The 13,519-nt window shown below is 63.9% G+C and carries 11 protein-coding genes; 4 read left to right on the plus strand and 7 right to left on the minus strand.

What is annotated here, in order from left to right:
* Positions 1-172 precede the first annotated feature (172 nt).
* Positions 173-2,821 carry an Rne/Rng family ribonuclease gene (locus ACK8CP_RS06670; RefSeq protein WP_414833742.1) on the plus strand — a complete coding sequence of 883 codons (2,649 nt, stop codon included), beginning with the start codon at positions 173-175 and terminating at the stop codon, positions 2,819-2,821.
* A gap of 83 nt (positions 2,822-2,904) precedes the next feature.
* Here the strand turns inward: ACK8CP_RS06670 and argC are convergent, their stop codons facing one another.
* The 5 genes from argC to chlG all read right to left on the minus strand — a co-directional run bounded on the left by argC (position 2,905) and on the right by chlG (position 7,837).
* Complete coding sequence (argC, locus tag ACK8CP_RS06675) at positions 2,905-3,957, minus strand: N-acetyl-gamma-glutamyl-phosphate reductase (RefSeq protein WP_414833743.1); 1,053 nt, start codon at positions 3,955-3,957, stop codon at positions 2,905-2,907.
* A 76-nt stretch (positions 3,958-4,033) separates the two neighbouring features.
* Positions 4,034-4,297 (minus strand): hypothetical protein, encoded by a 264-nt coding sequence (locus tag ACK8CP_RS06680; protein WP_234627812.1) that lies wholly within the window; start codon positions 4,295-4,297, stop codon positions 4,034-4,036.
* Between the two features lie 21 nt (positions 4,298-4,318).
* Positions 4,319-5,557 (minus strand): geranylgeranyl diphosphate reductase, encoded by a 1,239-nt coding sequence (locus ACK8CP_RS06685; RefSeq protein ID WP_234627811.1) that lies wholly within the window; start codon positions 5,555-5,557, stop codon positions 4,319-4,321.
* Between the two features lie 2 nt (positions 5,558-5,559).
* Positions 5,560-6,927, minus strand: coding sequence for a BCD family MFS transporter (locus ACK8CP_RS06690; RefSeq protein WP_414833744.1), 1,368 nt, complete (start codon positions 6,925-6,927; stop codon positions 5,560-5,562).
* A 1-nt stretch (position 6,928) separates the two neighbouring features.
* Complete coding sequence (gene chlG, locus ACK8CP_RS06695; protein ID WP_234627809.1) at positions 6,929-7,837, minus strand: chlorophyll synthase ChlG; 909 nt, start codon at positions 7,835-7,837, stop codon at positions 6,929-6,931.
* A 126-nt stretch (positions 7,838-7,963) separates the two neighbouring features.
* On the opposite strand from chlG, the gene ACK8CP_RS06700 reads away from it, so the two are divergent.
* Positions 7,964-9,019 (plus strand): alpha/beta fold hydrolase, encoded by a 1,056-nt coding sequence (locus ACK8CP_RS06700; RefSeq protein ID WP_414833745.1) that lies wholly within the window; start codon positions 7,964-7,966, stop codon positions 9,017-9,019.
* A 48-nt stretch (positions 9,020-9,067) separates the two neighbouring features.
* On the opposite strand, the gene ppsR is transcribed toward ACK8CP_RS06700, so the two are convergent.
* Both ppsR and ACK8CP_RS06710 read right to left on the minus strand, forming a co-directional pair.
* Entirely contained in the window at positions 9,068-10,516 is a 1,449-nt protein-coding gene (ppsR, locus tag ACK8CP_RS06705) for a transcriptional regulator PpsR (RefSeq protein ID WP_234627807.1), read from the minus strand.
* A gap of 34 nt (positions 10,517-10,550) precedes the next feature.
* Positions 10,551-11,378 (minus strand): B12-binding domain-containing protein, encoded by an 828-nt coding sequence (locus ACK8CP_RS06710; protein WP_414833746.1) that lies wholly within the window; start codon positions 11,376-11,378, stop codon positions 10,551-10,553.
* A 308-nt stretch (positions 11,379-11,686) separates the two neighbouring features.
* Here ACK8CP_RS06710 and bchF point away from each other — a divergent pair, with 308 nt between their 5' ends.
* Positions 11,687-12,238 carry a 2-vinyl bacteriochlorophyllide hydratase gene (gene bchF / locus ACK8CP_RS06715; protein WP_414833747.1) on the plus strand — a complete coding sequence of 184 codons (552 nt, stop codon included), beginning with the start codon at positions 11,687-11,689 and terminating at the stop codon, positions 12,236-12,238.
* Positions 12,235-13,518 (plus strand): ferredoxin:protochlorophyllide reductase (ATP-dependent) subunit N, encoded by a 1,284-nt coding sequence (locus ACK8CP_RS06720; RefSeq protein WP_234627804.1) that lies wholly within the window; start codon positions 12,235-12,237, stop codon positions 13,516-13,518. The genes bchF and ACK8CP_RS06720 overlap by 4 nt, the downstream gene beginning before the upstream one ends.
* Position 13,519 lies beyond the last annotated feature (1 nt).

The raw sequence follows: 13,519 nt of genomic DNA on the forward strand, positions 1-13,519 counted from the left end.
AACGCTCAGCAGCTGATGGTTCTGCCGCAAAGGCAGATCGCGCAGCAGCCGATGCTTCCGCGGCGACACGCGCTGGCGCCTGTTCTCCCCTTATTCACATTTGGCCCCGGCCGCGCGCCAAGAGCAACTGGCGCGCCTAACGCATATTCGGCCCGGGGCGGAGTCACACACTATGTCGAACAAGATGCTCATCGACGCGGCCCACCCGGAAGAGACCCGGGTCGTGGTCCTGCGCGGCGACAAGGTTGAAGAATTCGATTTTGAATCAGCAGAAAGAAGACAACTTCGAGGCAACATCTATCTGGCGAAGGTAACGCGGGTCGAACCGTCGCTGCAGGCCGCCTTCGTCGATTATGGCGGCAACCGGCACGGCTTCCTGGCCTTCTCGGAGATCCATCCAGACTATTACCAGATCCCGTTCGCCGACAGGCAGGCGCTTCTCGACGCAGAAGAATCCGACCGCGAGGAGGATTCGGAGAATAATGGCGGCGACGGCGATGAAGCCCCTGCCAAGGCCGAGAAGTCTTCCGACGACGATGCGGCAGACAACAACGGCGACGACGGCAACGGCGACGATAACGACGCCGATCATGCCGTTGAGAGCGTCGGGGCGGAAGATGCGCTGGAGGAGGTGCCGGAGCGGCGCCGCCAACGGGCCAAGCAGTACAAGATCCAGGAGGTCATCAAACGCCGCCAGGTTCTGCTGGTGCAGGTGGTCAAAGAGGAGCGCGGCAACAAAGGCGCTGCGCTGACGACTTACCTGTCACTCGCCGGTCGCTATTCGGTCTTGATGCCGAATACGGGCCGTGGCGGCGGCATTTCCCGCAAGATCACGGACCCGGCCGACCGCAAGCGCTTGAAGAGCATTGCAGCGGGGCTCGAGGTGCCGTCAGGAATGGGCGTCATCCTGCGCACAGCGGGCGCCTCCAGAACCAAGACGGAGATCAAGCGCGATTTCGAGTATCTCCTCAGATTGTGGGAGAACGTTCGCGATCTGACGCTGAAATCGGCGGCCCCCACCCTCGTCTACGAGGAAGGCAGTCTCGTCAAACGCTCCATCCGCGATCTCTATTCGCGCGAGATCGACCAGGTCATGGTGGCCGGCGAAGAAGCGTATCGCGAGGCGAAGGACTTCATGCGCATGCTCATGCCGAGCCATGCGAAGAATGTTCAGCCCTACCGCGATGCGGCCCCGATCTTTTCGCGGCATTCGGTGGAGCGTCAGCTCGAAGCGATGTTCCTGCCGCAGGTCACCCTGCGCTCGGGTGGCTACATCGTCATCAATCAGACCGAAGCGCTCGTCGCCATCGACGTCAATTCAGGCCGTTCGACGCGCGAGCATTCGATCGAGGACACCGCGGTTCGAACGAACCTCGAAGCGGCCGAAGAGGTCGCGCGCCAATTGCGGCTGCGCGATCTGGCAGGCCTCATCGTCATCGACTTCATCGACATGGAGGAGAAGCGCAACAACCGGGCGGTCGAGCGCAAGCTGAAGGACTGCCTGCGCTTCGATCGGGCGCGCATTCAGCTCGGGCGCATCTCGCATTTCGGTCTGATGGAGATGTCGCGGCAGCGCCTCAGGACCGGCGTCTTGGAGAGTTCGACGGCGCTCTGCCATGCCTGCCATGGCACCGGCCAGGTTCGCTCCGTCGCCTCTCTCGCGCTGCAGCTCCTGCGCATGCTGGAAGAGCATCTCATTCAGGACCGCAGCCGCAATCTCGAAGTGTCGACGCGTCCGGACGTTGCGCTCTACGTGCTCAACCAGAAGCGTTCGCACCTCGCCGACCTTGAACGCCGCTTCGCGGTTTCGATCAGCGTCGCCGGGGATGCCCCGGATGCGGCCTCGGGCTTCACCATCGATCGTGCCGACCTCTCCGAAGAGGAGCCGCCGCACTCGGCCGCCGTTGCGATGCTCGACGTGTCCGATCTCGACGAACCGGCTCCGGCTGAAGCCGAAGACGAGAGCGAAACGAGCGCCGATGAGGACGGCGAGGATGGTGGCCGCCGCGGAGGCCGGCGGCGCAAGCGTCGTCGTCCGAAGGGCGAGAGAGCCGAAAGCGACCGCTTGGAGACGGAGGCCGCCACGTCGGAAGCCGCCGCGGCCAATGGCGGCGAAAGCCGGCGGGACGAGAACTCAGAAGACGACGATGGCGACGAGACGAAGCCGAAGAAGCGGCGCCGTGGTCGCCGTGGCGGAAGGCGGCGCGGTCGCAATCGGGACGAGCAGCAGGATGCAGGCGCAGCGAATGGCGACAATGGGCAAGAACGCGGCTCGCGCTCCGATGACGACGATGAGGACGACGATCGCGCAGATGCACGCCGGCCCGAGACCGAAGAGCAGAACGAAGTAGCGAGCCCTTCGGAAACTGCGGAAGCCCCATCGGCCGAGCAGACCTCTCCGGCCGTCGAAGCGACGCAGGAAACCGCGACGGCCGAGCCTTCCGAGGAGACGGCGGTCGAGCAGCCTCCGCTCCCGGCCGCGTCAGAGCAGGTCGGAACGGGCGCTGAGAGCGAGCCGAAGGCGGAATCTGACACCAGCTCGGATGCCGGCGAAGAAGCTGCCGAAGAAGACGAAAATCGTTCCAGCTACGAAGAAGCCAAGGACGAGAACGCCGATCGCGTGGCGGAAGCGGCAATGCCTGCCGAACCAGAGGCAGCCGAAAGCGGCGCTACCTCGAGCGGCACGCCGGAAGAGCGGCAGTCCGATGAGACCGCTTCGGCACAGGCGGACGTTGCCGAAAAGGCCAGGGACGACGAGCCGAAGGACGACCCGAATCGGCCGAAGCGCGTCGGCTGGTGGCAGCGTCGTTCATTCCTCTGAACATAGCGATCGCTCGTTGAGCTAAAAAAGAGCCCGCCCGGGACACCCGGACGGGCTCTTTTCGTATCGCGGAAAAGAACGCCTTAAGGAAACAGCGCCAGCTGCAAGAGGCCTTCGCCTTCTTCGAAGCCGAACGCGACATTCATGTTCTGCAGGGCCTGGCCGGCGGAGCCTTTGACGAGATTGTCGATTGCGGCAATGACCAGGGCGCGCCCGCGGATGCGATCGGGAAAAACGCCGATCTGCACGTAGTTGGAGCCGCGGACATTCTGCGTCTGGGGAATGCCCCCTTCCGGCAGGACGTGCACGAACGGCTCCGGCGCGTAATCCTCCACGAGCCGTTGGCGAAGATCGTCCGCCGTCACGCCTTCGGCAAGGCGCACGTAGCAGGTGACGAGCTCGCCCCGGCTCATCGGGATGAGATGCGGCGTGAAATTCACGGTGACGGGCGTCCCCGCGGCAACGCCGATTTCCTGTTCGATCTCCGGCGCGTGGCGATGCTTGCCGACGGAATAGGGTGACAGCCCCTCGCCCGCCTCGGCAAAGAGCGTGTTCTGCTTGAGACCGCGGCCGGCACCGGTCACGCCCGATTTCGCATCGATGATGAGATCGCTCGCATCGATCATGTCTTGGCGCACGAGCGGCAGGAGTGCCATCAGCACGGCGGTCGGGTAGCAGCCGGGACAGGCGATCAGCCGGGCATCCTTGATGAGTGCGCGGTAATGCTCGGTCAGGCCATAAACCGCCTCCTCCTGAAGCTCCGGCGCCTGATGCTCATGGCCGTACCACTCGGCATAGACGGACGCGTCGCGGAGACGGAAATCGGCCGACATATCGATGATGCGCGCTTTCGGATTGGCGCTCAAAACCGCCGCCGTGATCTCCTGCGTCGTCCCGTGTGGGAGGCCACAGAAAACGGCGTCAAGCTCGCTCCAATCGACCTCTTCCCAGGCTTTGAGACGCGGCAAATCGAGGATTGCGAGGTGCGGAAACACCGCCCCCATCTCCTTGCCGGCATGGGTGTTGGCGGTCAGCGCAGCGATCTCGACATGCGGATGGCGCGCCGCGAGACGCACCAGATCGGCGCCGGTGTAGCCGGAGGCGCCAAGGACGCCAATGCGAATCTTCTCGTGCATATCAAACCCTCGCTTCAAGGCGCCGGCTTTAGCCGTCAGGCCGAGGCGAAGTCAACGAAGGTCGATGCAGAGCCGCTCAACGCCAGCGGCGGACGAGATCCCCGAGATGCGCAAGGCCCGCGAGCGCCAGGAAGAAGGCGATCGCCTGCCACTCCGCCCCCACCAGTGCGGCACGCAACGCCAGAATCAGCGTCGCGCCCGCGGCAAGATTGACGAGAAGATCGAGCGGGCGAACGCCCCGCCCGGTCCGCCGATAGAAGTAGACGAGCCCGACAGCCTCCGCGAGCACGAGGAGAAGGATGAGGTCGGCGATCCGACCGCTTTCGATGAGACCGGCCATGAGCGCGGCTCCCGAAAGGGCTTAGGAAACGCCGCGACGGGGGCCGAGCTTGCTCGCCTCGTCCGGCTGCACGAGCCCCAGAAGATGCGCCACATCCTTGAAAAAGACCCGCAGATGCGCTCCCGGGCGCGCGCGCACGAGCTTCTTGTTCATATAGGCTTCCCAGGTCAGCCGCTGCACGTCCGGATCGGCGCACATGGACACGAAGCGTTCGCGCCGTTTGTCGTTCTTGTACCAGAAGTACTGCATGATCCCGAGGATCCAGAAGACGCGCCCATGCTCTTTCATGAAGCGCTTGCGTGCACCCGCGAGCGCCTTCGCATCGTTGGTGCGCAGGAATTCCTCGACAGCCTCTCCGGCGAAGCGGCCGCAGAGCATGGCGTAATAGATGCCCTCGCCGGAAGCCGGCGCCACGACACCGGCGGCATCACCCGCCAAAAGCACATCCTGGTCGTTGTCCCATTTCCTGCGCGGCTTCAGCGGGATCGGCGCACCTTCCTTGCGAATGGTTTCGGCCGCGTCGAGGCCCGTGATGCCGCGCAGATCGGCGACGGCGTTGCGCAGCGAAAAGCCCTTGTTGGCGCTGCCGGTACCGATGCTCGTCGTGTCGCCATGGGGGAAGACCCAGGAATAAAAGTCCGGCGACATGCGGCCGTTGTAATAGACATCGCAGCGCTTCGGATCGAAATGCGCGGCGCCGTCTTGCGGCGAGCGAACGATCTCATGATAGGCGAAGACGTACGGCACCCGACCAGCCCGCGGCACGGCCTCGCGCGCGACGGCGGAATTCGCCCCGTCCGCGCCGATCACGGCGCGCGCGCGCACGACTTCGAGAGACGCATCGCGTCCGCCGTCCTTCGGCCGGTAATGGATGCGCGCCACCCCGTCGGTGTCGCGGTCGAAAGCTTCGAACGTACCGGCACAGCGTTCAGCGCCAGCCTCGGCCGCGCGCTGACGCAGCCATTCATCGAAATGCTCGCGATCGACCATGCCGACGAAGCCGCCTTCGATGGGCATGTTCACGCGCCGATCCGTCGGCGAGACGATCTCCGCGGAGGAGACCTGCGCGACGAGCATCGATGTCGGGACGTTGAAATCGCGCAAAAGACGTGGCGGCACCGCGCCACCGCACGGCTTGATGCGGCCCTGCCTGTCGAGCAGCAGGACCGAATGCCCCTTGGAGGCAAGATCGGTTGCAGCCGTCGCGCCAGCCGGGCCACCCCCGACGACGACCACATCGTATGTTTTGCTCTCAGGCATGATTACCGTCCCCCTAAACCGGCGAGCGTCTCCTCGCCCACGGCCGTCACATCCAGCGGGGCCGAGATCACCTCCCCCGCGCGATCGACCCGGTATGCAAGCCAGGCCGAAATCACAAAGAACACGCCTTCGATCGCAAAGACCATGGCATAGGCCGGTACCGGCGAAGCAAAGATCGTGCGCGTCGTATCGATGGCTACCGTGCCCAGGAATCCGCCAAGGCCGAAAGCCACGCCCTGCGCGGCACCCCACAGGCCCATGCGCACACCTTCACGGCGCTCGCGCCCGGCACCCGCCAAGCCCATCATCGACGCGATGGCGGCCACAGCGAAGGCGCCGTTTGCCGCACCCAGAAAGAAGACCGAGCCCCTGATCGGCCAACCGGGGCCCCAGAAGCCTGCCGCGACCAGCCCGAAGAGCGCCAGGGCGGAGGCGAAGCAGCCGCCGATGGTCCAGCTCTTCATGGTGCCGATGCGCCGGCCGATCACGTTGCTGCCGAGAGCGCCGACCAGCAGCATGCCGACAAGGACGCCGCTGTGCTGGACGCCGGCGAGCTTCGTCGATTCGCCCGGCGTCATTCCAAAGACCGTGCCCGCGAAAGGCTCAAGCACGAGATCCTGGGCGCTGTAAGCGAGCATCGACACGAAGATGAAGATGGTGAAGCGACGAGCCGTCGTCTCGCTCCAGACCTCTTTCAGCGCCTGGCGGAATGCGGGCTTTTCCTCCGCCCCGTCCTTCCCCGCGGGATGTGCATCATCGGGCCGGGCAACGCGCTTTTCGACGCCGAAGACGGCCGCGAGTGTCACCAGGAAAGCCGCCAGAGAGACCCCTCCCGTCACGGCAACGAGTCGCTGCGGAGAAAACGGATCGAGGAAATGGCCGGCCGATGTCGCCGTCACCACGAAACCGACGATCATCATCCCCCAGACGAGCGTCGCTGCCGCCGCGCGACGGCCGGGATCGACCTTTGCGGCAAGCAAGGCCAGAAGCGAGGTGCCGGCCGCGCCGACGCCGATGCCGATTGCAAAGAAGCTTATGACGGCAAGCGCAATACCGCCGGCGAGATTGACGCTCATCCAGGCCGTCGCGACCGCGGCCAGGAAGCCGCCGCCCCCGAGGACAGCCATGCCTCCGATGATCCACGGCGTTCTGCGCGCGGTGATGTCCGAGCCATAACCCCAGCGCGGGCGCAGCATCTGCACCGCATAATGGACGCCGACCAGAGCGCCGGGCAAAGTGGCCGGGAGCGCAAGCTCGACAACCATCACCCGGTTCAAAGTCGACGTCGTCAGGACAACGATCGCTCCAAGCGCCGCCTGCACCAGTCCGAGACGGACGATGCTGACCCAGCCCAACGTGGCTGTCTGCATGTCACGCTCCAATCGTACGCAGTGCGAAAGCCGAAATCAGCATGCCAAGAACGTAAAGCGTGGTGCCGGTGGCATTGTACCAGGCGGCCTGCTCTTTCGGCTCACGCAACAGGCGCGCCATCAGCACGAACTGCACCAGCAAGGAGACGCAGACGGCGGCCGCGTAGATCGGCTTTCCCCACGAAAACAAGAGTGCGATCACAATGACTTGCGGGAAAGCCATGACGAAGCAGGCGAATTTTGCAGCGCGCGCGACGCCCAATTGCGCCGGCAGCGACCGGATCCCCATCTTGAGGTCGCCCTCGACCGCCTTGAAGTCGTTGAGGGTCATGATCCCGTGGGCGCCGAGGCTGTAGAGCGCGGCAAGCGTGATGATCCGCCAGTCCGGCAGCCCGCCCACCATGACAGCAGCGCCGGTGAACCACGGAAGCCCCTCGTAGCAGGCGGCCACCGCCGTATTGCCCCACCAGCCGTTCTTTTTCAGCCGAAAGGGCGGCGCCGAATAGGCCCAGGCGAGAATGAGGCCGACCACAGCCGCCCAGAACACCCAGATGCCGAGAAACGCTGCGAGGACGAGCGACAAAGCCGTCCAAATGAGTGCGATATAAAGGCCCCAACGGCCCGGGATGCGCCCAGACGGGATCGGGCGGTTCGGCTCATTGATCGCGTCGACATGGCGATCGTACCAGTCGTTCGCGGCCTGGCTCGTCGCCGTGACCATCGGTCCCGCAAGCACGATGCCGGCCAGCATCACCAGCCAGCGCTCAGAGATCGGAACGCCTGAGGAGACGACGCCGCAGCCGAACGCCCACATGGGTGCGAACCATGTGATCGGCTTCAACAATTCGAGCACGGCCGCCGGTTTCGGGCGGGTTAAAGTATCGGATGCAATCGAAGCCGAACGAGACATGGCCGGGACAGTATTGGCCGCCTCGCGCACCGTCAACTCAACTTTACACTCGCCCCCGCGGCGGAATCTCGCGCCCCCGGAGGCGGGGAACCCGCGTCACTGCCGGACGTTGCGAGAGCATCCCGAATGTTGCAGAGCCAAATGGCGGAGCGGATGACGAGCGAGGACAAGGCGATGACATCGCAGAACGAAACTGAAGGCAGCGCAGCATTGGGCAATGGCGCCCACATGCGCCCCGAGCCCGCCGCGAAAAGCGTCTCGCCGGTCAGCGACAGCCGACCTGCCGCGCCGATGCCCTCGTTGCCTGAGGCCTTTCCCGCCGAACGGCGCGAGATCACGGGACGCGCCGGCCGCCTCTCCTATTATGTCGCAGGCGAAGGGAGCCCCCTCCTCCTCATCCACAGCATCAACGCCGCAGGCTCTGCCTACGACGTGCGGCCGGTTTTCATGCACACACAGGCGCGGCACCGCGTCTATGCCGTCGATCTTCCGGGTTTCGGATTTTCAGATCGTTCCGACCGCACGTACGACATTCGGCTCTTCGTCGACGCGGTCCACGACATGCTCGATCTCATCGAAGCAGAAACCGGCTCGCATGCCATCGACGCCATGGCCCTGTCGTTGTCGTCCGAGTTTCTGGCGCGCGCCGCGACCGAACGGCCGGAAGGTCTTCGCACCCTCACCTTCGTCACGCCAACCGGCTTCGAGACAGGGTCGAGCAAACGTCGTGGCCCCGAAGGCTCCACACGGCAGGTGCCGTTTCTCTACGAAACGCTCAATGTGCCGCTTTGGAGCAAGGGGGCCTTTCGCCTTCTCACCACCCGCCCGAGCATTCGCTTCTTCCTGGAGAAAACCTTCGGCAGCAAGGACATCGACGAGGGGCTTTTCAACTACGCCTATGAGACGACGCATCAGGACGGGGCGCGTCACGCGCCGTATGCCTTCGTTTCGGGATGCCTCTTCGCCAACGATATCAGGCGCATCTACGAGAAGCTCACCCTGCCGATCTTCCTCGCGCATGGCACCCGCGGGGATTTTCAGGATTTCTCCGAGGTCGATTGGCTGCGCGCGCAACCCAATTGGACGGTGAAGCCGTTCAAGACCGGCGCGATGGTCTATTTCGAGCAGCCGGAGGCCTTCCTCGCGAGCTTCGAAGACTTTCTGACGTCCGCAAAAGCCTGAGGCGTCTCGCGCAGGCCTCTCGGGCCCGGCCCAAGACCGCAATGAAGTTCAGTGGTCGCTGCCGTTTTCCGGCGTGAAGTCCACTAGGTCGTACCGGCGAAGCTTCGAATAGAGGCTTTGCCGGCTGAGACCGAGAATTTCGGCGGCAGAGGCGCGGTTGTCGCCGGTCAGCTCGAGGGCCGCCTCAATGCAGAGCTTCTCGATCACGTCGGTGGTTTCGCGAACGAGATCCTTGAGAGGCACGCGGCCGACGAGTTCCGTCAGTTGATCGACCGAGCGGGGCAACTGCCTCGCCGCCGGGCGCTCTCTTTCCACCCGTGCACTGACATCGCGAAGAACGAAACCGAGGCAGGGCTGCTCCCCCTCGAGCACCGAGACCGCGGCAACCTCGACATCGACGACAGAGCCGTATTCGCCGCGTAAGATCGACCGAAAATGCCGAACCGAACCGTGTTCGCGCAGATTGGCGATGAGAACGTCGAGTTCGATCCCCTGCCGTCCGACCCAACGCTCCAAGCGCTTTCCACGAACCTGCTCGAGGCTCGCGGTCTGCGCCAAATCAAGGAAAGCGATATTGGCCGCCAGGATCCGCCGGTCGGGGTCGGTCACGATGAAGGCGTCGGGCAGATGCTCCACGATATCGACCAGAAGCGAGGTCGTCCCGGCATCCTGCCTCACTCTCTCGCCGTCGACCGGCGACAGGCGGATGAGGAAATGGGCGGAGGATTCCTGCCTAAAAAGCGAAGCGGAGAGAACGCACTCCTGCTCGCTGAAGGGAAGCCGCACGCGCGCATCTTCCGCATGCCCGGCAGCCCGCACCATCGCGAGCAGCGCTTGCACGCCGCGCTCCGATTCGTCGGCAAAGAGCCTGCGCAGCGGTGCACCGACAAGCTGTTCCGGAGACTGGTCGAGCAGCCGGCTGGCGGCGGGATTGACCTCGACGACCTTCTGGCTGTTGGCATCGACGATCAAAACGGCCTCAGAGGCCATCTTGAAGAACAGCCGGTAGCGTGTCTCCGCCTGGCGCAGGCGCGAATATTCGCGCTCCAGCGCCACCTGCGCTTCGATCAGCCTCTGCTGCAGCGCGGACACCGGTCGCAAATCGCGGCCGATCGCGATGTAACGCTCACCGCCGCCCACCTGCATGGCGAAATAACGGACGGCTACATCGGGGCCACGGTTTGATGGGTGATTGACCTCACGCCAGCGCGAAACGCCTTTTGCGCCCGCCTCGCTCAGCAGAGCCGCAACCTTTTTTTCGCTGTCGGGCGTGACGAGATCGCGCCACGCTTTTCCGACCCAGTCCGAAACACCCTCGTGAGAGAATTCTTCGTCGCCGAAGGCGAGATCCTGAACGACGCCCTCCTTGTCCAGGACAAGGGCAATGTCTGCCGCGTGAGCGATGAGCTTTCCGGCGATCTCGGCGTCCAGGTCTCCGACCGACTTATGCGGGACCGCAAACTCGCTTGGGGCTGATTTTGTAACCAAGCCGTCCATCTGTTGCACTTAGTCCCGCATCAGGCGTGAATCATCAGCAACGCATAGCTAGGAGCCCGAGCATACGCTCGGCCTGAGACACTGCACTGCGCGCATCCGTCGCTCCTACATCGGCACCTACCGATGCCACAAGCTCCGGATGCTCCATAAAGATCTGTCCACCAACGATTACAGCGATGGATTTGTTACGAGATTCCAGGCGGATCGCCTTTATCGTCGCCGCCAGCTCGTCGATCCCCCGCGCGCTCGACAGCGACAACCCGACCATCGAAAACCATTCGCGCTTGACGATTTCGACAAGATCGGCGGTGTTCGCGTCCAGTTCCACAGATACATCCCAGCCACCGCGACGGAAGAAAGCCTCCGTCAAGAAGACGCCGAAGGAATGCCGCTCGCCCGGTGCAGAGGCGAGCAAGATGCGCCGTCCGTCGCCGCAATCGGCCGATTGGCTGTAAAAGGCTGGGCCGAGCTCCCGCAAAAGGTGCTGGAGCCGCGACATACCGATGGTCACCTCGGCGAAATCGCAGCGATCATCGTTCCAGAAATCCCAAAGCCGCGCTGCTGCAGGCGCCATCAGCTCAAGCAGAAGTGCCTCGAGCCCGACACCGCGCGCGCGTGCCATATCCACATAAGCGAAGGCGACGCTCGCATCACGCGCCAGCAAAAGACGGGCGAATTCGTCGATATCGACCGCGTCGACGCCGGTTCCCTCGACGCAATTGAGATGGGGCTCTCCCCACCCGACCCGATGGGCCAGCATCAACCGCGGGATGATCTCACCTTCGATCGTCGTGAGAATGCGACCACTCCAGGCGCTCTGGCTGGACGCCGCCTCAATATCCGAAACCTGGATCGAGCGCATGGAGACATCGTCCCACGGCCCTTTCCCGTCCCAGCTTCCGCAGCGGTCCTCAGTGTGTTGCCTAAGGTCGACCATCTCTCGCACCCCCCGAGCTCAAACTGGCCAAAACGGCTCGTGAGCCGCCTCACCTGCGGGCGGCTGCATCCCGGCCGAGGCCCCATACCTCTGCCGGTCGACGCGCGAATTTAAGCACTTTCGGACCTTCCGCGATAGAGCTGGAGCGTACGCCCCACCCCGTGAAAATGTAAAGTAAGATTTACGTCTAGTGTTGTTGACAGTAGCCGAGCCGCAGCCCTAGAGTCGGTTCTATGTTGTGCCGGGTGGGGAGACGGGGCGCGGTGAAAACGCCAAATAAAACAATCATTTCTCTCTATACGGAGGAAGAACGTCGGCGGCGTGACACGACCTCCTGGACGTTGGTTCAGGGTGTGCTAGCGCCGATTCAATTCCTCGTATTTCTCATCAGTTTAGCCCTTGTGATCCGGTATTTGACGACCGGCCAAGGGTATTTTGTCGCAACTGCCTCCATCGTCGTCAAAACCGCGGTCCTGTATACGATCATGATCACGGGCTCGATCTGGGAGAAAGTGGTCTTCGGCCGCTATCTCTTTGCACGAGCCTTCTTCTGGGAAGACGTCTTCTCGATGCTCGTTCTGGCCCTTCACACGGCCTATCTCGGCGCGCTTTGGACCGGTTTCCTGGATGCTTGGGGGCAGATGATCTTGGCGCTCGCCGCCTATCTCGCATACGTAATCAACGCGACACAGTTCGTTCTGAAGCTGCGCGCCGCGCGGCTGCAGGAGCAGGCGAATCGCGATGCGGCGGCCGCGTCCAAGACGGATATGGAGTTCGCACGATGAACCCAGCCGGCGTCGCACGCGTCACGACGGGCTGCAGTGAAGCGCCGATCCTGCGGGAGCGCGGCCAGCGTGAGGTATTTTGTGGCCTCACCGGTATCATCTGGCTGCACCGCAAGATCCAGGACGCCTTCTTCCTGATCGTCGGATCTCGCACCTGCGCGCATCTGATGCAGTCGGCGGCGGGAGTGATGATCTTCGCCGAGCCGCGGTTTGCGACGGCTGTGATCGAAGAGCGCGACCTTGCCGGCATGGCCGATGCCAACGAAGAGCTCGACCGGGTCGTCACGCAGCTTCTGGCGCGTCGTCCCGAGATCAAGCTTCTGTTCCTGGTCGGCTCCTGCCCGTCGGAAGTCATCAAGCTCGATCTGTCGCGGGCTGCGGATCGTCTCAACGAGAAATTCGCGTCGACGACCCGCATCCTGAATTATTCCGGCAGCGGCATCGAGACCACCTTCACGCAGGGCGAGGATGCATGCCTCGCCGCACTTGTCCCGCAGATGCCCGAAGCGTCTGCACAGGCGCCCGCCTCCCTCCTCGTCGTCGGCTCACTCGCCGACGTGGTGGAAGACCAGTTCCGGCGGCTGTTCGACGATCTCGGCGTAGGGCCAGTCGGCTTCCTGCCGCCGCGATCGTCGACAGAGCTGCCCGAGGTCGGTCCGAACACCCGTTTTTTGATGGCTCAGCCCTATCTTGCCGACACGCGGAGGATCCTGGAGAGCCGCGGGGCAAAGGCCCTGCAGGCGCCCTTCCCTTTCGGCGCCGAAGGCACCACCGCTTGGCTGAAAGCTGCAGCGGATTGCTTCGGCGTCGACGAGAGCCGGTTCACGGCGGTTACGGCGCTTGGCCGCGAACGCGCCAAACGCGCGCTGTCGCACTATCAGGAGCAGCTCGCCGGCAAGAGCATCTTTTTCTTCCCCGATTCTCAGCTCGAGATACCGCTTGCACGGTTTCTGTCGCGGGAGCTGTCGATGCGGATCGCCGAAATCGGCACCCCCTATCTGCATCGCCAGAATCTCGCGGCAGAGCTTGATCTGCTGCCGGAAGGCGCCGTTTTGTCCGAAGGCCAGGACGTCGACCGGCAGCTCGACCGGGCGCGGGCCGCGCGCCCGGACCTGACCGTGTGCGGGCTCGGCCTCGCCAATCCGCTGGAGGCGGAGGGTTTGACGACCAAATGGGCGATCGAGCTCGTGTTCACGCCGATCCAGGGCTACGAGCAGGCTGGCGATCTCGCCGAGCTCTTCGCCCGCCCGCTCAACCGCGCCGCCCGGCTGGAGGTGTGAG

The sequence above is a fragment of the Afifella sp. YEN Y35 genome (assembly GCF_047553465.1).
In the GTDB taxonomy this organism is placed as follows: domain Bacteria; phylum Pseudomonadota; class Alphaproteobacteria; order Rhizobiales; family Afifellaceae; genus Afifella; species Afifella aestuarii.

What these genes read in the sequence shown, in the direction of transcription:
- ACK8CP_RS06710 (WP_414833746.1), bottom strand. Translation starts at nt 11,378, where the DNA reads ATGCGCTCGATCCAGGTTTCGGATATTGAGGCGGCGTCCAGCCAGAGC.
- ppsR (WP_234627807.1), bottom strand. Translation starts at nt 10,516, where the DNA reads ATGGACGGCTTGGTTACAAAATCAGCCCCAAGCGAGTTTGCGGTCCCG.
- bchF (WP_414833747.1), top strand. Translation starts at nt 11,687, where the DNA reads ATGTTGTGCCGGGTGGGGAGACGGGGCGCGGTGAAAACGCCAAATAAA.
- argC (WP_414833743.1), bottom strand. Translation starts at nt 3,957, where the DNA reads ATGCACGAGAAGATTCGCATTGGCGTCCTTGGCGCCTCCGGCTACACC.
- ACK8CP_RS06720 (WP_234627804.1), top strand. Translation starts at nt 12,235, where the DNA reads ATGAACCCAGCCGGCGTCGCACGCGTCACGACGGGCTGCAGTGAAGCG.
- chlG (WP_234627809.1), bottom strand. Translation starts at nt 7,837, where the DNA reads ATGTCTCGTTCGGCTTCGATTGCATCCGATACTTTAACCCGCCCGAAA.
- ACK8CP_RS06690 (WP_414833744.1), bottom strand. Translation starts at nt 6,927, where the DNA reads ATGCAGACAGCCACGTTGGGCTGGGTCAGCATCGTCCGTCTCGGACTG.
- ACK8CP_RS06670 (WP_414833742.1), top strand. Translation starts at nt 173, where the DNA reads ATGTCGAACAAGATGCTCATCGACGCGGCCCACCCGGAAGAGACCCGG.
- ACK8CP_RS06700 (WP_414833745.1), top strand. Translation starts at nt 7,964, where the DNA reads ATGTTGCAGAGCCAAATGGCGGAGCGGATGACGAGCGAGGACAAGGCG.
- ACK8CP_RS06680 (WP_234627812.1), bottom strand. Translation starts at nt 4,297, where the DNA reads ATGGCCGGTCTCATCGAAAGCGGTCGGATCGCCGACCTCATCCTTCTC.
- ACK8CP_RS06685 (WP_234627811.1), bottom strand. Translation starts at nt 5,557, where the DNA reads ATGCCTGAGAGCAAAACATACGATGTGGTCGTCGTCGGGGGTGGCCCG.